Here is an 18,951-nt window from a genome sequence, read left to right as displayed (position 1 = left end):
GACATGAGGCACGCCCCCGGCCAGCCCCGGCGGCGATCAGCCGGTGTTGCGCAGCCCTGCCGCGATGCCGTTGATGGTCAGGTGAATCCCGCGCCGCAGCCGTGCGTGCGTGTCGCCTGCACGATAGCGCTTGAGCAGTTCCACCTGCAGGTGGTTGAGCGGATCGAGGTAAGGGAAGCGGTTCTTGATCGAACGCGCGAGCAGCGGATTGTCGGCGAGCCGCTCATGCCGCCCGGTGATCTCGCCGAGCACCTGGGTCGTGCGTTCCCACTCCGCGACGATGCGCTCGAACACGTGCTTGCGCAGCTTCTTGTCGGACACGAGCGCCGCATAGCGCGACGCGACCGCGAGGTCGGTCTTCGCCAGCACCATGTCCATGTTCGACAGCAGGTTCGAGAAGAACGGCCAGCGCTTGTGCATCTTCTTCAGCTGCGCGAGCCGGCGCGCGCGCTCGGCCTCCGAGCCGGCGCCGTCCAGATGCGCGGCGACCGCGCTGCCGAAGCCGTACCAGCCGGTCAGCAGCAGCCGGCACTGGCCCCACGAGAATCCCCACGGAATCGCCCGCAGGTCCTCGATGCGGCGCTGCTTCGGGTCCTGCAGCTTGCGCGACGCGGGCCGGCTGCCGATGTTCAGCTCGGCGATCTCGGCGATCGGCGTCGACTCGAAGAAATACTCCTTGAAGCCGGGCGTTTCGTAGACGAGCGCGCGGTATGACGCCATCGCGGCGTCGGAGAGCCATTGCATCGTGGCTTCGAATTGCGGCAGCTGCGCGGGCGCGTCGTCGTGCGGCAGCAGCGACGCTTCGAGCGTCGCTGCAACCACCGTTTCGAGGTTGCGCCGGCCGATCTCCGGGTTCGCGAACTTGCTGGCGATCACCTCGCCCTGCTCGGTGAGGCGGATCTGGCCGTCGACGGTGCCCGGCGGCTGCGACAGGATCGCCTGGTAGGTCGGACCGCCGCCGCGGCCGACTGTGCCGCCGCGGCCGTGAAACAGCCGCAGCGTCACGCCGTGCTCGCGGAACAGCGCCACCAGCGCGAGTTCGGCGCGATACAGCTCCCAGTTCGACGTGAGGAAGCCGCCGTCCTTGTTGCTGTCCGAGTAGCCGAGCATCACTTCCTGCTCGCCGCCCTGGTGGGCGATCAGCGCGTCGACGCCGGGCAGCGCCATCAGCTCGCGCATGATGTGCGGCGCGTTGCGCAGGTCGGCGATCGTCTCGAACAGCGGAATCACCATCAGCGCGGCGTGCGCGGGCGTGTGCGCGTCGCCGAGGCGGCCGTGCAGCAAGCCGGATTCCTTCTGCAGCAGCATCACCTCGACCAGATCGCTGACGGTTTCCGTGTGCGAGATGATGTAATTGCGCACCGCGCGCGCGCCGAACTTCTCGCGCGCGACGCGCGCGGCTTCGAGCACGCCGAGTTCGCTCTTCACGCGCTCGGAGTAGTCGAGGTACGGCGAGCGCAGCAGGCGCGGCTGCGCGAGTTCCGCGAGCAGCACGCGCAGCTTGTCGGCTTCGGGCAGCGCCGCGTAGTCCGCCTCGACGCCGGCGCGCTGCAGCAGCTCGGCGATCACCGCTTCGTGGATGTCGGAGCTTTGCCGCAGATCGATGCTCGCAAGGTGAAAACCGAACACTTCGGCGGCTCGCGCGAGCGGCGCGAGCCGCGGCGTCGCGAGCGACGCGCCGTGATGCTCGGCGAGCGAATCGAGCAGCACGTGCAGGTCTTGCGCGAACGCGTCGGCGCTCTCGTAGGGCTGCGCGCGCACCGGCGCCGCGCCGCGGCCCGCGCTGCGCAGCGGCACCGCGCCTTCGCCGAGGCGCACGCGCACGCTGGCGGCGAGGCGCGTGTACATGCCGATCAGCGCGCGCCGGTACGGCTCGTCGACGCGGTGCGGCGACTGGTCGGGCGAGGCGGCGGCGAGCGCCTTGAGCGCGTCGCTCGCGCCGGTGAGCAGGTTCGACACCGACAGCTCCGCGCCGAGCTTGTGCACCTGTTCGAGGTAGTGCTCGAAGATCACCGCGGCCTGGCGCGTGATCGCGTCCTCCAGCGTCGCGGCGGTGACGTTCGGGTTGCCGTCGCGGTCGCCGCCGATCCAGCTGCCCATCTGGAAGAACGGCGGCAGCCGCGCGGGCAGCCCGTGCTCGGCGAGCGCGGCCTCGACGTCCGCGTAGAGCGCGGGGATTTCTTCGAGGAAGGTCACGCGGTAGTACGACAGCGCGTTCTCGATTTCGTCGGCAACCGTCAGGCGGGCGTCGCGCAGCATGCGCGTCTGCCACAGCGAGGTGACGCGCGCGCGCAGCATCGACTCGTTGTGCGCGCGCTCGCGCACCGTGAGCGGCTGGTCGCGCTCCGCAAGCAGCCGTGCGATGTCGTGCTGCGCGTCGAGAATGCTCTTGCGCTGCACTTCGGTCGGGTGCGCGGTGAGCACCGGCACGATCAGCGCATCGTCGAAGAAGCGCTGCAGCACGGCCGCCGGGGCGTCGTTGGTGTCTTTCAGGCGCTCGATCGCGTAGGCGATCGAGCCGGGCTGGGAGGCCGATCCGGCGAGCGCGTGAATGCGGTGCCGGCGGTTGCGGTGGCGGTCTTCGGCGATGTTCGCAAGGTGCGAAAAGTAGCTGAACGCGCGCACGACGCTCACGGTCTGCTCGGGGCTCAGCGCGCGCAGCTTCTTTTCGAGGGTTTGCGCGGCCGCGTTGTCGTCCTCGCGGCGAAAGCGCACGGCGGTCTGGCGGATCGTCTCGACGACGTCGAACACGGCGTCGCCTTCCTGTTCGCGCACGACGTCGCCGAGCAGGCGGCCGAGGTAGCGGATGTCCTCGAACAGCGGCTGGTCCTTGTCCTCGCGGGTGCGGCTAGCGGTTTTCGCCGGCTGTGCGGCGCCGGACTTGCCGGCCGCGCCGGGGCGGGCGGAGCCGGCTGCTTTGGCGGCGGCGCGGCCAGTGCCCGCGGGCGCGGTGCCGGCGAGTCCGGCTGCGCGCGCGGCGCGGCGCGGGGCGGCTGCGGTGGCTGCGGTGGCCGGGGCGGCGGGAGCGGAGGCGGGCGCACCCGCCGAGCCGTTGAGCGATGCACTGTTGCGGCGGGCAGGGCGCGCCGGTCCGGAAGACGTCACGATGGGTTTCCTCAGGGAAGCCAGGGGTCTAAGAGATGAAGAACAGCAACTACTCGAACTGCGTGCGAACTACCTTGGGACGGCTTGTGAACGACCGGCGAACCGCGCGGCGCGGCATGCTGCGCCGCAGCGCGCGGACGGGCCGCGCCGCTTGCGAACGGCACAACGGGAATGACGGCGGCGATGCCGGCCCTTGCGGGTCAGCGCTGGCCGATGCGTGCACGCGCGAGGCGCGCCGCGCGATGCACGGGGGAGAGGGCCTGCTGCCGCGCGGCGAAACGCATCCGGCTGCATGATCCCGCAGGATCCGCTTCGCTGCGCGCACGACCGTGCGCGAATGGCGGGCGGCGGGCCTGTCTCCTCGTGGCTGCGGCACGCCCGCGCGGGCATCCGGCGGGCCGGATGGCGCGGTAGCGCGTGCTAACATTGTCCGTTATTCCCTCCCGTTACCCACTGGCCTTGCAATGAGTTCCGAGATGTTTTCAGCGCCCCCGCCCGCTACGCTGACGATCGCGTCGCGGCAGAGCCGCCTTGCGATGTGGCAGGCAGAGCACGTGCAGAGTGCGCTGCACAAATTATATCCATCTTGTGACGTAAAAATCCTTGGAATGACGACTCGCGGCGATCAGATTCTCGATCGCACGCTGTCGAAGGTCGGCGGCAAGGGGCTGTTCGTGAAGGAACTGGAGGCCGCGCTGGCCGATGGCCGCGCCGATCTCGCGGTCCACTCGCTGAAAGACGTGCCGATGGAACTGCCGCCGGGCTTCGATCTCGCGACCATCATGGAGCGCGAGGACCCGCGCGATGCGTTCGTGTCGAACCGCTACGACACGCTCGCGGCGCTGCCGGCGGGCAGTGTGGTGGGCACGTCGAGCCTGCGCCGCGAGGCGATGCTGCGCGCGCGCTACCCGCAGCTCGTCGTGCAGCCGCTGCGCGGCAATCTCGACACGCGGCTCGCGAAGCTCGATCGCGGCGAGTATGCGGCGATCATTCTCGCCGCGGCGGGCCTGAAGCGCCTCGGCCTCGCCGCGCGGATCCGCGCGTGGCTCGATCCGCAGGACAGCCTGCCGGCGGCCGGCCAGGGCGCGCTCGGCATCGAGATTCGCGCGGGGCGGCCGGCGCTCGCGGCGTGGCTCGCGCCGCTGCATCATGCGCGCACCGCGGTCGCGGTCGAGGCGGAGCGGATGGTCTCGCGCGCGCTCGGCGGCAGCTGCGAGGTGCCGCTTGCCGCGCACGCGTCGTGGCAGGGCGACACGCTCGCGCTGCGCGGCGTCGTCGCGACGCCCGACGGCGCGCGCGTGCTGCACGCGCAGGCAAGCGCCGTTGCGCCCACGCCCGACGGCGCGCTGCAGCTCGGCCGCGAGGTCGCGCAGGCGCTCGTCGCGCAAGGCGCGCTCGAAATCGTGCGCGCGCTCGGCCACGCGAGCCCGCCGGCGGCCGGCGCGTGATGGCGCAGGACACGCGCGCCGGCGCGCCGGCCTGCACGGTCGTGCTGACGCGCCCGGCCGGGCAGTCGGACGCGCTCGCCGCGGAGCTCGCGGCAGCGGGCCTCGCCACCTTCGATTTCCCGCTGATCGGCATCGCGCCGACTGCCGATCCGGCACCGCTGCAAGCGGCGCTCGGCGCGCTCGGGCGCTATGCGCTCGTCGTGTTCGTGTCGCCGAACGCCGTCGATCACGCGCTTGCGCAGTACGACGCGATCTGGCCGCCGGCGCTGCCGGTCGCGGTGGTCGGGCCGGGCAGCGTCGCCGCGCTCGCGCGTCATGGCGTCGCCGCGCCGGCGTACCGGGTGGTGAGCCCGGCGGCCGCGCCCGGGGACGAGACCGCGCGCTTCGACTCCGAGGCGCTGTTCGCCGCGCTCGACGCGCAACTGGGCGTCGCGTCGCTCGCCGGTGCGCGGGTGCTGATCGTGCGCGGCGACGGCGGCCGCGAATGGCTCGCCGAGCGCCTGCGCGAAGCGGGCGCCGAGGTCGACGTGGTCGCCGCCTACCGGCGCTTCGTGCCGGAGCCGTCGATTGCCGCGTGGCAGCGCGTGCATGCGCTGCTCGCCGGCGCGCCGCATGTCTGGCTCGTCACCAGCTCCGAAGGCGTGCGCAACCTCGACGCGCTCGCGCGCGATCACCTGAACCCCGCCGAGATCGCGCAGCTGAAGCGCGCCGCGCTCGTGGCGCCGCATCCGCGGATCGCGCAGACCGCGCGGGGACTGGGTTTTGATAGCATTACGGTGTCAGGCGCGGGCGACGAACGCATGCTGCACGCGCTGCTGTCAGCCGTCCCTTCCGTTGTTCAACCGGTTTCCGCTCTTCCGGCTCATTCACGCATGACTGAATCGAACGCTTCCACGAACGCTTCGCCCCAGCCGGCCGCGCCCGTCGCGCCGCCCAGACCCACCGTCGCGCCGCCGCGCGAGCCCTCCGCGCGGCGCGGCGCGAGCACGCCGCTGCTGTGGTTCGTCGTCGTGGTGATCGCCTGCGCGGCGGGCGCCGGCGGCTATGCGCTGAACCGCAAGATCGTGCGTCTCGATGCGCAGCTCACGCAGCGCCAGCAGGCCAACGACGCGCAAACCGCCGAGCTGCGCGTGAAGACCGACGAGGCGGTCGCCACGGTCCGCCAGATGGACGCGCAGCTGTCGCAGCTCGACGGCAAGCTCGCCGATGCGCAGCAGGCCGAGCAGGCGCTGCAGCAGCAGTACGCGGATCTCGCGCGCAACCGCGACGACTGGACCTTCGCGGAAGTCGGGCAGATGCTGTCGAGCGCGAGCGAGCAACTGCAGCTCACCGGCAATACGCAGCTCGCGCTGTTCGCGCTGCAGCATGCCGACACGCGGCTCGCCGCGCTGAACAGCCCGCAGGCGCTGATGGCGCGCAAGGCGATCGCGCAGGACATCGACAAGCTGAAGGCCGCGCCGTCGACCGATCTGACCGGGCTGGCGATCAAGCTCGACAACGCGATCGACATGGTCGACACGTTGCCGCTCGCCGGCGAGGTGCAGCATACGCCGGCGGCCGCGCCCGCGGCCGTGCCGCTCGACAGCGCGTCCGCCGCGGCGGGCGAGCCGCGCTGGAAGGCGTGGTGGCGCCAGTTCACGGCCGGCCTCGGCCAGCAGCTGAGGAGCCTCGTCGAGGTACGCCGCATCGACCATCCCGATGCGATGCTGGTGTCGCCGGACGAAGGCTATTTCCTGCGCGAGAACCTGAAGCTGCGGCTGCTGTCCGCGCGACTGTCGCTGCTCTCGCGCAACGAAGCCACGCTGAAGTCGGATCTGCAGGCAGCCGATGCGGCGCTCGTGCGCTACTTCGATGCGTCGTCGCCGCGCACGCAGACCGTGCGTGCGCTCGTGAAGGAGGTGGATCAGGGCTCCGGCGCCGTGGCGCTGCCGAACCTGAGCACGAGCCTGCAGGCGATCAACCAGTACCGCAGCGGGAGCTGAGCATGGCGATCCGTGGACTTCTATGGCTCGCGCTGCTGTTCGTGATCGCAGTGGTGTTCGCGACGGCCGGCCATTTCGATGCCGGCCAGGTGCTGCTGGTGTATCCGCCGTATCGCGTCGACCTGTCGCTGAACCTGTTCGTCGTCGGGCTCGTGGTGCTGTTCATCGCGCTGTATGCGCTGTTGCGCATCCTGCGCAACGTGCTGCGCATGCCGCAGCGGGTCGCGGCCTATCGCGCGCGGGCGCGCGCCGCGCGGGCGCACGCCGCGTTGCGCGAGGCGATCGGCAACCTGTACGCGGGACGCTTCTCGCGCGCCGAGAAGGCGGCCCGCGAGGCGCTCGCGAACCGCGACAACAAGGGCGCGGCGGGGCTGGTCGGCGCGAGCGCCGCGCACCGGATGCGCGAGTACGCGCGGCGCGACGAGTGGCTCGCGCAGATCGACCAGGCCGACTGGCAGGACGCGCGCCTGATGGCGAGCGCCGACATGCGCGCGGACGGCCGCGACGCGGACGGCGCGCTCGCCGCGCTCACCGCGATGCAGTCGCAGGGCGGACGGCGCATTCACGCGCAGCAGATCATGTTGCGCGCGCAGCAGCAGCTGAAGAACTGGAGCGAGGTGCTCAAGCTCGTGAAGACGCTGGAGAAGCGCGAGGCGATTCACCCGGCGGTCGCGGTGCGGCTGCGCCAGCTCGCGGCGGAGAACCTGCTGCGCGACCGGCGGCACAACGCCGATGCGCTGCTCGAACTGTGGCAGTCGCTTGCGCCGACCGAGCGGCATTCGCCGCGTCTCGCGGATCTCGCGGCCGAACTGCTGATCGCGCTTCACCGTCCGCAGGACGCGCGCAAGATCGTCGAGGAGGCGCTGGCGCAGAACTGGGACGCGCGTCTGCTGCGCCGCTATCCGGACACGGCCGGCGGCGATGCGCTGCCGCTGATCCAGAAGGCCGAGGCATGGGTCAAGGAGCGGCCCGAGGATGCGGACCTGCTGTTTGCGCTGGGGCGTCTGTGCCTGCAGCAGCAGCTTTGGGGCAAGGCGCAGGCGTTCCTCGAAACGGCGCTCAAACTGGCCGACAACGAGACGCTGAAGATTCGCACGCACCGCGCGCTCGCGCGCCTGCACGAGCAGCTGGGCGATGCCGCGAAGGCCGGCGAGCACTATCGGGAAAGCGCGCTCGCGATGAACGTGGTGTAAGCGCTTTGCGCCGTGCGGCCGCTTGCGGCCGGCACGGCGCGCAGCGCGTGAAGGGCTGCGCAATCCCAGCAATCCCTGCAAACGGCGCAAACGGCGCAAACGGCGCACCGCCTGCGGGGTCGCGAGCCGCCTAGCGGTTCACGAGCCGCGCCGGCGCGCACAGTGCGAGCACGCCGCCGAGCGCCATGAACGCGGCCAGCATGTACATCCCGGACGCGTTGGACCCGGTGGTTTCCTTCAGCCAGCCCACCGCGTAAGGGCTCAGGAAGCCGGCCAGATTGCCGATCGAATTGATCATCGCGATCCCCGCTGCGGCGCCGGTGCCCGCGAGAAACGCGGTCGGCAGGCTCCAGAACAGCGGCAGGGTGGTCAGAATCCCCATCGTCGCAATCGTGAGCGCGGTCATCGCGAGCCACGTGTTGTGCGCCCAGACCACTGACAGGATCAACCCGAGCGTGCCCGCGAAGCCGGGCAGCGCGACGTGCCAGCGGCGCTCGCGGCGGCGGTCGGCGCTGCGAGCGACCAGCAGCATCGCGACCACTGCGGCCGCGAACGGGATCGCCGCGAGCAGGCCGATCGTGAACGCATCGGTCACGCCGGTGCTCTTGATGATCGTCGGCAGCCAGAAGCTCACGCCATACAGCCCCATCACGAATGACAGGTAGATGAGGGTCATCAGCCACACCCGCCCGCTGGCGAACACCTGGCCGAGCGACAGGTCGTGCTTGGTTGCCTCCTCGCTGCCGACGTTGCGTTCGAGCAGCGCGCGCTCGTCGGCCGTGAGCCATCTGGCCTGGGCGATGCGGTCGTCGAGCACGACGAACACGAGAATGCCGACGACGATCGACGGAATGCCCTCGATCAGGAACAGCCATTGCCAGCCCTGCCAGCCGTTCGCGCCGTTCAGCGCTTTCAGGATGTAGCCCGACATCGGTCCGCCGATCACGCCGGACAGCGCGATCGCGGTCATGAACCACGTGGTCATGCGGCCGCGCCGGTGCGCCGGATACCAGTAAGTGAGATACAGGATGATGCCGGGGAAGAAACCCGCTTCGGCGAGACCGAGCAGAAAGCGCATCACGTAGAACATGGTCGGCGTCGTGACGAACATCGTGAGCATCGAGATGATGCCCCACGTGACCATGATCCGCGCAATCCACACGCGCGCGCCGACCTTGTGCAGGATCAGGTTGCTCGGCACTTCGAACAGAAAGTAGCCGAGAAAGAAGATGCCGGCGCCGAAGCCGTAGACCGCGTCGCTCAGATGCAGGTCGGTGCTCATCTGCAGCTTGGCGAAGCCGACGTTCACGCGGTCCAGATACGCGACCACATAGCAGAGCATCAGCAGCGGAATGAGCCGCCACGCGACCTTGCGGTAGGTCGCTTCTTCCGTGGCGGAGGGCGGCGCGCCGGCGCCGGATTGCGGGTAAGGATTCGCAGGACTAGCCATGGTGTCTCCGGGTGTTGTTGTGGATCAGGGCTACTGCTGGCTTGCATTCTATGCCTGTGCGGTGCATCTGCGACGGACACGGCGCGCCCAGGGGGCACGCCGCGCGTCAGACGCAGCGTCCGCCGTCGACTTCGAGGCACACGCCGGTGATGAACGCAGCCTCGTCCGACGCCAGATAGAGGCACGCGTTGGCGATGTCCTGCGGCGTCGAAAAACGGCCGAGCGGAATGCCGGCGAGAAAGCGCTGCCGGTTTTCGGGCGTGTCCGGCACACCCATGAACTCCGCGAGCAGCCCGGTCTCGCCGATCACCGGATTCACGCAGTTCACGCGGATGCGATCGGGTCCGAGCTCGGCGGCAAGCGCCTTACTCGCAACGATCACCGCCCCCTTGCTGCCGTTGTACCAGACGAGCCCGGGCCGCGGCCGCACGCCCGCAGTCGACGCGATGTTCACGAACACGCCGCCGCCCTGCTCGCGAAAATACGGTACGAACTGCTGCACGCTCCAGTAGAGGCTCTTCACGTTGACCGCGTAGACCCGGTCGAACTCGGCCTCGGTCACCTCGAGCACCGGCTTGTTGCGATGGGTCGTGCCGGCGTTGTTGACGACGATCTGCACGCTGCCGAAGTCTTCCCGCGCCGCGTCGGCGAGGCGCGCCCAGTCGTCGCGGCGGGTCACGTCGGCGGCGACGGCGATCGCCTTGCCGCCTGCCAGTGCGATCTCGCTCGCGACGCGCTCCGCCGCTGCGCCGTTCAGATCGTTGACGACCACGTTCGCGCCCTCGCGCGCGTAGGTTTTGGCGATGCCTTCGCCGAAGCCCGAACCGGCGCCCGTGACGATGGCGGTTTTACCTGTCAGCCGCATGATGTCTCCAGGGTTGTACGTCGTGGATACTGTCTGCTGCAGGGATGTCCGCGGGTGAATCCGCGGCCGCGCGGGCGCTAGTCGTGACGGATCGCGACCGTCTTCAGCGTCGTGAAGCCGTAGAGCGCTTCGAAGCCTTTCTCGCGGCCGTAACCGGACTGCTTGACACCGCCGAACGGCAGCTCGATGCCGCCACCCGCGCCGTAGTTGTTGATGAACACCTGGCCCGAGCGCACCCGCCGCGCGACGCGCAATTGCCGCGCGCCGTCGCGCGTCCAGATGCCGGCGACGAGTCCGTAGGCGGTGTCGTTCGCAAGCGCGAGCGCTTCGGCCTCGTCGGCGAACGGGAGGGCGGCGAGCACCGGGCCGAACACCTCCTCGCGCGCGAGCCGGTGCCCGGGTGGCACGTCGCGCAGCAGCGCGGGTGCTTCGTAAAAGCCGCCGTCGGGCGCGCTGCCGGTAATTTCGCCGCGCGCCACCGTGGCGATGCCGTCCTCGCGCGCCTCGTCGAGGAAGCTGCGCACGCGCTGACGCTGTCTGGCGCTGATGAGCGGCCCGCAATCGAGATCGGCCTGCGCGGGGCCGACGCGCAGTGCGCGAAAAGCGGCGCCGAGCCGTTCGAGCAGCGGCTCGTAGAGCGCCCGCTCGACCAGCACGCGGCTGCCGGCCGAGCACGTCTGCCCGCCGTTCTGCACGATCGCCGAGACGAGCACCGGCAGCGCGGCGTCCAGGTCCGCATCCGCGAAGACGATTTGCGGCGACTTGCCGCCCAGCTCCAACGTGACCGGGATGTGATGCGCGGCGGCCATCTGCGCGACCAGCGTGCCGGTAGCGGGCGAGCCCGTGAAGGAAATGTGGTCGATGCCGGGGTGGCTCGCGAGCGCCGCGCCGGCTTCGTGGCCGTAGCCAGTGACGACGTTCAGCGCGCCGGCCGGCAGCCCGGCTTGCGCGGCCAGATCCGCCACGCGTAGCACCGACAGGCAGGCGTCCTCGGCCGGCTTGACGACGCACGCGTTGCCGGCCGCGAGCGCGGCGGCGACGCTGCGTCCGAAGATCTGCATCGGGTAGTTCCACGGCACGATATGTCCGGTGACGCCGTGCGGCTCGCGCACCGTGAAGACCGTGTAGCCGGGCTGGTAGGGCAGCGTTTCGCCGTGCAGCTTGTCGGCGGCACCCGCGTAGAACTCGAAGTAGCGGGCGAGCGCCGCCGCGTCGCCGCGCGCCTGGCGCAGCGGCTTGCCGGTGTCGCGCGCCTCCAGTTGCGCGAGTTCCTCGCCGCGCGCGGCGACGAGCATCGACAGGCGCTGCAGCACGCGCCCGCGCTCGGCGGCGCTGGCCGCGCCCCAGAGGCCGTCGAACGCGCGCCGCGCGGCCCGCACCGCGGCATCGATGTCGGCTGCGCCGCCGCGGGCGAGCCGGGCGAACGGCTGGCCGTCCGACGGGTCGAGCACCGCGATCGTCGCGCTGTCCGACGGATTGATCCATTCGCCGCCGATGAAGTGTTTCGCTTCTTCCATGCATGCTCCTGGTGGGTAAGGCCGTGCTGCGACCGATTATCGCGCCGATCCGGGCGCGCGCGCCATCGGCCGGATGGGGCGATTGCTATAATGGCGCCTTGCGCGTGCCGTGCCCGCCGTGCGGGCGGCGCCCGCCCGCCGCCGGGCGCCGTGCCGCCCGCCGCAGCCGCGGCCATCCCGGTTTCCATCCTGACCAGAGAACGCTCATGAGCTTCAATCACGTCCCCGCAGGTAAAGATCTGCCGCACGATTTCAACGTCATCGTCGAAATTCCCGCACAAAGCGATCCGGTGAAGTACGAGGCCGACAAGGAACTCGGACTGCTCGTCGTCGACCGCTTCGTCGGCACCGGCATGCGCTATCCGGTCAACTACGGCTTCATTCCGCAGACGCTGTCGGGCGATGGCGATCCCGTCGACGTGCTGGTGATCACGCCGTTCCCGCTGCTCGCCGGCTGCGTGGTGCGCGCGCGCGCGCTCGGCATGCTGAAGATGACGGACGAATCGGGCGTCGACGCGAAGCTCGTCGCGGTGCCGCACGACAAGGTCTGCCCGATGACCGCGGACCTGAAGTCGATCGACGACGTGCCGGCCTACCTGAAGGACCAGATCAGGCACTTCTTCGAGCAGTACAAGGCGCTCGAGAAGGGCAAGTGGGTGAAGGTCGACGGCTGGGACGGCATCGACGCCGCCCACAAGGAAATTAGCGAAGGCGTCGCGAACTACGGCAAGTAATCCGTCGCGTCGCGCAGTGTGTCACGCCGCGCCGGCCCGCAAGGGCGGCGCGGCTTTTTTTTGCTTGCTGCGGGCCGGGGGGGCGGCTACACACGGGGGCGCGAGCCGTCCGCAGGCTGCACGGTACGATTGAGAGGCAACGGAGCAACGGAGCAACGGAGCAACGGAGCAACGGAGCAACGGAGCAACGGAGCAACGGGCGCGATCAACCGGCATCGGAATCAGCCTGGGCCGGCACCCAGTTCCAGGGTGTCGCCGCCGCGCGCGGGCAGCACCGAGTCGAGCGTGCGCTCGCCGGCCGCGAGCGCGCGCTTTTGCACGGCGCTCAGCCGCTTGACCCAGTACTCGGCGCGCGACGCGCTCGCGCGGTCGGTCAGCTCGAACGACGCGAGCACCCGCAGCGGCTTGCGCGAGCGCGTGTAGCGCGCGCCGGCGCCGGCGCAGTGCTGGTCGAAGCGCGCCTGCACGTCGAGCGCGATGCCCGTGTAGACGCTGCCGTCCGCGCATTCGATCAGATAGAGAAACCACGGCAGGGACGCGGCGCGGGAGGTCATCGTGCGTGCCGGAACGGGTCGTGCTCGCGCAGTTCGTCCACGTACGCGTGGATGCTGTTGCTTTCGTTCGCGAGAAAATGCGCGACCGCGTCGCTGAACGCGGGGTGCGCGAGCCAGTGGGCGGAGCGCGTGACGGTGGGCCGGAAACCGCGCGCCATCTTGTGCTCGCCCTGTGCGCCGCCCTCGAAAATGCGCAGCTTTTCCTCGATGCAGAATTCGAGCGGCTGGTAGTACGCGGTTTCGAAGTGCAGGCACGGCACGTGATCGAGCGCGCCCCAGTAGCGGCCGTAGAGCGTGCCGCCGTCCGCGTCGCGCTGGTAGACGACGAGCGAGCTCGCGATCGGCTTGCCGTCGCGCTCGGCGAGCACGAGCAGCAGGTTCTCCGGCATCGTTGCGCCGAGCGTGCGGAAAAATTCGAGGTTCAGATACGGCGTCGAGAAATGCTCGCGGTAGGTTTGCCGGTAGCAGCGGCTGAAGAAGCGCCATTCGTCGTCGCGGATGTCCTCGCCGCGCACGCGGCGCAGCGTGACGCCCGCTTCGCGGACCTTGCGGCGCTCGGCGCGGATGTTCTTGCGCTTCTTCTGCTCGAGCGTCGCGAGGAAATCGTCGAAGTCGCGATAGCCCTCGTTCAGCCAGTGAAACTGCACGCCCTCGCGCTGCATCATGCCGAGTTCGCCGAGCGCGCGCGCCTCGTCGGCGGTCGGAAACAGCACGTGCAGCGACGAGACGTCCGACTGTTCGGCGAGCGCGAGCAGCGTGGCCGCGAGGCGCTCACGCGCATGCGCGTGCGCGGCGAGCAGGCGGCTGCCCTGCACCGGCGTGAAGGGCACCGCGCACAGCAGCTTCGGATAGTAGTCGAGGCCGTTGCGCCGGTAGGCATCCGCCCACGCCCAGTCGAACACGTACTCGCCGTACGAGTGGCTCTTCAGGTAGAGCGGCGCAGCGGCCGCGAGCCGGCCGCTGCGCGTGTCGGTCAGCGTGACGAAATGCGGCGCCCAGCCGGTTCCGGCGACCGCCGAGCCGCTCGTGTGCAGCGCGTTCAGGAACTCGTGCCGCAGAAAGGGCGTGGGATGGGGCTGCTGCGCGAGCAGCGCGTTCCATTCGGCGGCGTTTACCTCGGAAGGCGAGCGCAGAATGCCCGTGCGATAATCGAAGCGTTGCTGGTTCAAGCTGTTGACTGTTCCGATCTGGACGGGCTGCCGCGCTGCGGCGGCCCGTTCGTGTGTCCCTGTTGGTCCGCGTGTATCCGTTCCGCCGGGCCGCGCCGGTTGCTGCGCGCGGTACGCCGGGTGGCTCGCCATCGATCCTGCCATGAAGACCCGAATCGCTCTTGCCCAACTCAATGTCACCGTCGGCGACTTCGCCGGCAACGTCGCGAAGATCGTCGAGGCGGCGCGCGCCGCGCACGCCGACGGCGCGAGGCTGCTGGTCGCGCCGGAACTCGCGCTGTCCGGCTACCCGCCCGAAGACCTGCTGCTGCGCCCGGCGTTCTACGCGGCGAGCGCCGCGGCGCTCGCCGATCTCGCCGCCCGGCTGAAGGCGTTTGCCGGGCTGCACGTGGTCGTCGGGCATCCGCATCGCGACGCGGCGCACGGCCATGGTAAAGCAAACGCGCCGATCGAGCGCGGCGTGCCGCCGCTCGACACGTTCAACGCGGCGTCGCTGATCGTCGGCGGCGAGATCGTCGGCACTTACCTGAAGCAGGAACTGCCGAACACCGAGGTGTTCGACGAGAAGCGCTACTTCGCGGTCGCCCCGGAGCCGCTCGTGTTCGCGCTCGACGGCGTGACGTACGGCGTCGTGATCTGCGAGGACGCATGGCACGCGCGCGCCGCGCAGCAGGCGAAGGCGGCCGGCGCCCAGGTGCTGCTGATTCCGAACGGCTCGCCCTATCACCTGAACAAGGAAGCGGTGCGCGTCGACATCCTGCGCGCGCGGATTCGCGAGACCGGGTTGCCGATGGTCTACGTGAACATGGTCGGCGCGCAGGACGAACTGGTGTTCGACGGCGGCTCGTTCGTGCTGGATGGCGACGGTGCGCTGGTCGCGCGGATGCCGCAGTTCGCCGAAGGGCACGCGATCGTCGAGTTCGACGGCGCGCGTCCGCTGCCGGGCGCGATCGCGCCGGACGAGCCGCTCGAGGCGCAGGTGTACGCGGCGCTCGTCGCCGGCGTGCGCGACTACATCGGCAAGAACGGCTTTCCGGGCGCGATCATCGGGCTGTCGGGCGGCGTCGATTCGGCGCTGGTGCTCGCCGTCGCGTGCGACGCGCTCGGCCCCGAGCGGGTGCGCGCGGTGATGATGCCGTCGCGCTACACGGCGGACATCTCGACCAGCGACGCGGCCGAGATGGCGCGGCGCGTCGGCGTGCGTTACGACGAGATCGCGATCGAACCGATGTTCGACGCGTTCCGCGCGGCGCTCGCGCCGGAATTCGCGGGCCGCGCCGAAGACGCGACCGAGGAGAACATCCAGGCGCGCGTGCGCGGCACGCTGCTGATGGCGCTGTCGAACAAGTTCGGCTCGATCGTGCTGACGACCGGCAACAAGAGCGAGATGGCGGTCGGCTACTGCACGCTGTACGGCGACATGGCAGGCGGCTTCGCGGTGATCAAGGACATCGCGAAGACGCTCGTGTACCGGCTCTGCCACTACCGCAACGCGGCCACGGGCTTTGCGAAGCGCGACATCATCCCGGAGCGCATTCTGACGCGCGCGCCGTCGGCCGAGCTGCGCGAGAACCAGACCGACCAGGACAGCCTGCCGCCGTACGACGTGCTCGATGCGATCATGCGCATGTACATGGAGGAGGACCGCTCGCTCGCCGAGATCGTCGCAGCAGGCTACGCGGCGCAGGACGTGCAGCGGGTCACGCGCCTCATCAAGATCAACGAGTACAAGCGCCGCCAGGCGCCGATCGGCATTCGCGTCACCCATCGCGCGTTCGGCCGCGACTGGCGCTATCCGATCACGTCGCGCTTCACCGAGCCGCTCGCCTGAGGCGCCGCGCCGCGGGGTCGGCAAGCGAAGCGCCGCGGCGTAGAATCGGACCTATCTGTTTCCTTTCGATTTTCCCGAACCCCGAACCCGACGAGGCAAGCCATGAAACGCATCACCGCAATCATCAAACCGTTCAAGCTCGACGAAGTGCGCGAAGCGCTCGCCGAAGTGGGCCTCACCGGCCTGACGGTGACCGAGGTCAAGGGTTTCGGGCGCCAGAAGGGCCACACGGAGCTCTATCGCGGCGCCGAGTATGTCGTGGATTTCCTGCCGAAGGTGAAGATCGAGGTGGTGGTCGCGAGCGACCAGTGCGATCAGGTGATCGACGCGATCATCGGGGCGGCGCGCACCGGCAAGATCGGTGACGGCAAGATCTTCGTCGCCGACGTGGAGCGTGTCATCCGCATCCGCACCGGCGAAGAGAACGAAGCGGCGGTATGACCTGCCGCGTCAATGCATGATCAATGCATGAAAAAAGGCGGCTCGACGAGCCGCCTTTTGTTTGGGCGCGGGTTCGGGCCCGGGCCACGGTCTGGACAACATGCGCGCCGATAAAAAAACGGTGCGACACCCTCGCGGGCATCGCACCGATACGCGCCTCTCGCAGCAGCGTGAAATCGATTCTGGAGTGTTGTTGTCTACGCCGTCCTTTTAGAACGAGTGCTGGATACCCGCGTACACGCCGGACTGGCTGTGGCCGTACAGCGGGTTCTCGTTGTACGACGAACCGGTGCCGCCGCCCGGGCCTTCCGCGTTCGCGTCAAGACCGAAGTTGGCCGTGCTGCTGTTGCGCACCGTCGCGATCTGGATGTCCAGCAGCGTGCGCTTCGACAGGTTGTACGAGCCGCCGATCGTGAAGATGTTCGCGTTGCCGCCACCGTTGTTCGCGTTCACGTGATAGACCGCTGCGATCAGCGCAGCCGCCGGCGTTGCTTGCCACGTCACGCCACCCCATTCCTGGTTGGTCGTGGTCGGCGTGCCATACGGCGTGCCCGTCATGCCCGATGTGCGCGAACCCTGGAACACGCCCTGAATCTTGAACTGGCCGAGGAACACGTTCACGCCGGCGAAGTACTCGCGCGATGCGGTGAACGGGTTGTCGAGCTGGCCGTTCGCTGCGTCGCGGATTTCGTCATACAGGCCACGGACCTGGAACAGCGAGTTCGTGTAGGTGATCTGCAGACCGTCTTCACGACCCTGGCCGCCCGTGCCGCCGTAGTTCCAGTTCGTCGAGTTCGACAGCGCGTACTGGCCGTACACGTCGAAGCCGTCGATCTTCGGCGACTGGTACGACACGTTGTTGCTCGACTGCGGCCAGTTGCGGCCGCGTACCAGCGAGGCCGACGACCAGTTCGACTGGCCGAACGGATCGAAGTCCCACACGCCGTTCGAGATGAACAGTTCGCGGCCGAGCAGCAGCGTACCGTACTGGTCATTCGACATGCCGACCGTTGCCCAGCGATTGAAGATCGAGCCCGACGAACCGAGCGCGCCGGTCGCGGTGCTGAAGCTGCCTTCCAACTGGAACAGGGCCTTGTTGCCGCCGCCGAGATCCTCGACGCCCTTCATGCCCCACAGGCTCGTGCCCCAGTCACCGCTCTCAAGGCGCCAGCGCGAGGTCGAACCGTTGTAGCCGGCATTCGGCAGGCCGCTGATGTATTCGACGCCTGCGTCGAGACGGCCGTACAGCGTCACGCTGCTCTGAGCGTGAGCGATAACGCCAGCCGACATCAGCGCTGCGGCGAGCAAAGCTTTCTTCATCTTCTCCTCCATACCCTGTCAAAAAGAAATAGCCAGTACTGCGAATCGTGCCCGGATACCGACGGTATCGGACCGAACCTGCTGCCTGGAGACGGGTCGGGTAGCGGGGGAGTCTGCTGCGACGGCGTGGCCTCGTGCCGTCATTGCATGGTGTCGACTCCTCGTGTACCTGTGTCTCCGGGGCATTCTTTTGAAGTGAAACTACTTTTAAACAACCTTGTTTTGGTACTTTGGTTACTAATTTATCAAAAATACCCCGGCATGGGAGAAGAAATTGCTCTCCGGCCGATCAGTTGTCTCCAAATTGCAATACCAATGTGCCTGGCAGGGTTGCGCGGGCACCACAAAGCAGGCCAAAAGCCTTACGGGACAAGGGGTTCGCAGCAGATTAGAGGCAACCCTAAGGATTGCCACTATTGACGATGATGGGGAGGCGGAGTACCGCCCTTTTTCGGGATAGATGGGCAGCATATGGGACGATCGCTGCCGGTTGCTCGGCATCAGGCACAAAAAAGGGCGCTTCGTAAGCGCCCTGTAATACTGCATGAACTACATCCGCAGCTACTTGAGGCTGCCGGAGAGGAACTGCTTCAGGCGCTCGCTGCGCGGCGCGGCGAACACTTCCGCGGGTACGCCTTCCTCTTCGACCCGGCCCTGATGCAGGAACATCACGTGGTTCGATACGTTGCGCGCAAAGCCCATTTCGTGCGTGACGACGATCATCGTGCGGCCTTCCTCCGCGAGTTTCTGCATCACCTTCAGCACTTCGCCGACCAGCTCCGGGTCGAGCGCCGAGGTCGGCTCGTCGAACAGCATTACGTCCGGGTTCATCGCCAGCGCGCGCGCAATCGCGACGCGCTGCTGCTGGCCGCCCGACAGATGCGACGGATACTGCTTTTCGAGGCGCGGCGCGAGGCCCACCTTCTCCAGATAGGTGCGCGCGCGCTCCTCGGCCTCGCGGCGCGGCACGCCGAGCACGTGGATCGGCGCTTCGACCACGTTTTCCAGCACCGTCATGTGCGCCCACAGGTTGAAGTGCTGAAACACCATCGCGAGCTTCGTGCGCACGCGCTGCAACTGCTTCGGGTCGCCGACGCGCAGCGCGCCGTCCTTGCCCGCGAGCGTGCGGACTTCTTCGCCGTCGACGAAAATGCGCCCCGCGTTCGGCTGTTCGAGAAAGTTGATGCAGCGGAGCATCGTGCTCTTTCCGGAACCGGAAGAGCCGATCACGCTGATCACATCGCCTGCGTGCGCACGCAACGAGACGCCCTTGAGAACTTCGTTGTCGCCGTATCGCTTGTGGAGTTCGTCGACGAAGAGCTTTTGCATCCGGGTGTTCATG

Annotated in this window: 14 protein-coding genes and 1 pseudogene; 7 read left to right on the top strand and 8 right to left on the bottom strand. The window is 68.8% G+C overall.

Annotated elements, in window-relative coordinates:
- Positions 1-36: 36 nt before the first annotated feature.
- Entirely contained in the window at positions 37-3,105 is a 3,069-nt protein-coding gene (gene ppc / locus AC3AP7_RS12020) for a phosphoenolpyruvate carboxylase (RefSeq protein ID WP_475762737.1), read from the bottom strand.
- 35 nt (positions 3,106-3,140) lie between these two features.
- Here ppc and AC3AP7_RS12015 point away from each other — a divergent pair, with 35 nt between their 5' ends.
- The 4 genes from AC3AP7_RS12015 to AC3AP7_RS12000 all read left to right on the top strand — a co-directional run bounded on the left by AC3AP7_RS12015 (position 3,141) and on the right by AC3AP7_RS12000 (position 7,728).
- Positions 3,141-3,401 (top strand): hypothetical protein, encoded by a 261-nt coding sequence (locus AC3AP7_RS12015; RefSeq protein WP_475762739.1) that lies wholly within the window; start codon positions 3,141-3,143, stop codon positions 3,399-3,401.
- 168 nt (positions 3,402-3,569) lie between these two features.
- The gene (gene hemC, locus AC3AP7_RS12010) at positions 3,570-4,553 is read left to right on the top strand and encodes a hydroxymethylbilane synthase (protein ID WP_475762741.1); all 984 of its coding nucleotides are present in this window, start codon (positions 3,570-3,572) and stop codon (positions 4,551-4,553) included.
- Positions 4,553-6,535, top strand: a complete 1,983-nt coding sequence (gene hemDX / locus AC3AP7_RS12005; RefSeq protein ID WP_475762743.1) for a fused uroporphyrinogen-III synthase HemD/membrane protein HemX — start codon at positions 4,553-4,555, stop codon at positions 6,533-6,535. The genes hemC and hemDX overlap by 1 nt, the downstream gene beginning before the upstream one ends.
- A gap of 2 nt (positions 6,536-6,537) precedes the next feature.
- Complete coding sequence (locus tag AC3AP7_RS12000; protein WP_475762745.1) at positions 6,538-7,728, top strand: heme biosynthesis protein HemY; 1,191 nt, start codon at positions 6,538-6,540, stop codon at positions 7,726-7,728.
- Positions 7,729-7,858: 130 nt separating this feature from the next.
- Here the strand turns inward: AC3AP7_RS12000 and AC3AP7_RS11995 are convergent, their stop codons facing one another.
- The 3 genes from AC3AP7_RS11995 to AC3AP7_RS11985 all read right to left on the bottom strand — a co-directional run bounded on the left by AC3AP7_RS11995 (position 7,859) and on the right by AC3AP7_RS11985 (position 11,560).
- Positions 7,859-9,178 (bottom strand): MFS transporter, encoded by a 1,320-nt coding sequence (locus AC3AP7_RS11995; protein ID WP_475762747.1) that lies wholly within the window; start codon positions 9,176-9,178, stop codon positions 7,859-7,861.
- A 106-nt stretch (positions 9,179-9,284) separates the two neighbouring features.
- Entirely contained in the window at positions 9,285-10,043 is a 759-nt protein-coding gene (locus tag AC3AP7_RS11990) for an SDR family oxidoreductase (protein ID WP_475762749.1), read from the bottom strand.
- Positions 10,044-10,120: 77 nt separating this feature from the next.
- Positions 10,121-11,560 carry an aldehyde dehydrogenase family protein gene (locus AC3AP7_RS11985; protein ID WP_475762751.1) on the bottom strand — a complete coding sequence of 480 codons (1,440 nt, stop codon included), beginning with the start codon at positions 11,558-11,560 and terminating at the stop codon, positions 10,121-10,123.
- Between the two features lie 206 nt (positions 11,561-11,766).
- On the opposite strand from AC3AP7_RS11985, the gene ppa reads away from it, so the two are divergent.
- Positions 11,767-12,294 (top strand): inorganic diphosphatase, encoded by a 528-nt coding sequence (gene ppa, locus AC3AP7_RS11980; protein ID WP_475762753.1) that lies wholly within the window; start codon positions 11,767-11,769, stop codon positions 12,292-12,294.
- A gap of 230 nt (positions 12,295-12,524) precedes the next feature.
- Here the strand turns inward: ppa and AC3AP7_RS11975 are convergent.
- Together AC3AP7_RS11975 and AC3AP7_RS11970 are read right to left on the bottom strand one after the other, a co-directional pair.
- Positions 12,525-12,827, bottom strand: a pseudogene (locus AC3AP7_RS11975) (GIY-YIG nuclease family protein); the annotation flags it as partial.
- 17 nt (positions 12,828-12,844) lie between these two features.
- Complete coding sequence (locus AC3AP7_RS11970; RefSeq protein WP_475762755.1) at positions 12,845-14,017, bottom strand: GNAT family N-acetyltransferase; 1,173 nt, start codon at positions 14,015-14,017, stop codon at positions 12,845-12,847.
- Positions 14,018-14,159: 142 nt separating this feature from the next.
- Between AC3AP7_RS11970 and AC3AP7_RS11965 the strand changes: the two genes are divergently transcribed.
- The gene (locus tag AC3AP7_RS11965; protein ID WP_475762757.1) at positions 14,160-15,848 is read left to right on the top strand and encodes an NAD+ synthase; all 1,689 of its coding nucleotides are present in this window, start codon (positions 14,160-14,162) and stop codon (positions 15,846-15,848) included.
- Between the two features lie 102 nt (positions 15,849-15,950).
- Positions 15,951-16,289, top strand: coding sequence for a P-II family nitrogen regulator (gene glnK, locus AC3AP7_RS11960; RefSeq protein ID WP_475762759.1), 339 nt, complete (start codon positions 15,951-15,953; stop codon positions 16,287-16,289).
- 210 nt (positions 16,290-16,499) lie between these two features.
- Here the strand turns inward: glnK and AC3AP7_RS11955 are convergent, their stop codons facing one another.
- Positions 16,500-17,609, bottom strand: a complete 1,110-nt coding sequence (locus tag AC3AP7_RS11955; RefSeq protein WP_475762761.1) for a porin — start codon at positions 17,607-17,609, stop codon at positions 16,500-16,502.
- Between the two features lie 561 nt (positions 17,610-18,170).
- Positions 18,171-18,950 carry an ABC transporter ATP-binding protein gene (locus AC3AP7_RS11950; protein ID WP_475762763.1) on the bottom strand — a complete coding sequence of 260 codons (780 nt, stop codon included), beginning with the start codon at positions 18,948-18,950 and terminating at the stop codon, positions 18,171-18,173.
- Position 18,951 lies beyond the last annotated feature (1 nt).

This window comes from Paraburkholderia sp. PAMB 6770, assembly GCF_057748135.1.
The sequence above is the reverse complement of the archived record's forward strand: the minus strand, read 5'-3'. Positions and strand labels throughout refer to the sequence as shown.

Coding starts and splice junctions, on each gene's coding strand:
- AC3AP7_RS11990 (WP_475762749.1), bottom strand. CDS start 10,043: ATGCGGCTGACAGGTAAAACCGCCATCGTCACGGGCGCCGGTTCGGGC.
- ppa (WP_475762753.1), top strand. CDS start 11,767: ATGAGCTTCAATCACGTCCCCGCAGGTAAAGATCTGCCGCACGATTTC.
- hemC (WP_475762741.1), top strand. CDS start 3,570: ATGAGTTCCGAGATGTTTTCAGCGCCCCCGCCCGCTACGCTGACGATC.
- AC3AP7_RS11985 (WP_475762751.1), bottom strand. CDS start 11,560: ATGGAAGAAGCGAAACACTTCATCGGCGGCGAATGGATCAATCCGTCG.
- AC3AP7_RS11995 (WP_475762747.1), bottom strand. CDS start 9,178: ATGGCTAGTCCTGCGAATCCTTACCCGCAATCCGGCGCCGGCGCGCCG.
- AC3AP7_RS11965 (WP_475762757.1), top strand. CDS start 14,160: ATGAAGACCCGAATCGCTCTTGCCCAACTCAATGTCACCGTCGGCGAC.
- AC3AP7_RS11950 (WP_475762763.1), bottom strand. CDS start 18,950: ATGAACACCCGGATGCAAAAGCTCTTCGTCGACGAACTCCACAAGCGA.
- AC3AP7_RS12000 (WP_475762745.1), top strand. CDS start 6,538: ATGGCGATCCGTGGACTTCTATGGCTCGCGCTGCTGTTCGTGATCGCA.
- AC3AP7_RS12015 (WP_475762739.1), top strand. CDS start 3,141: ATGAAGAACAGCAACTACTCGAACTGCGTGCGAACTACCTTGGGACGG.
- AC3AP7_RS11955 (WP_475762761.1), bottom strand. CDS start 17,609: ATGAAGAAAGCTTTGCTCGCCGCAGCGCTGATGTCGGCTGGCGTTATC.
- hemDX (WP_475762743.1), top strand. CDS start 4,553: ATGGCGCAGGACACGCGCGCCGGCGCGCCGGCCTGCACGGTCGTGCTG.
- glnK (WP_475762759.1), top strand. CDS start 15,951: ATGAAACGCATCACCGCAATCATCAAACCGTTCAAGCTCGACGAAGTG.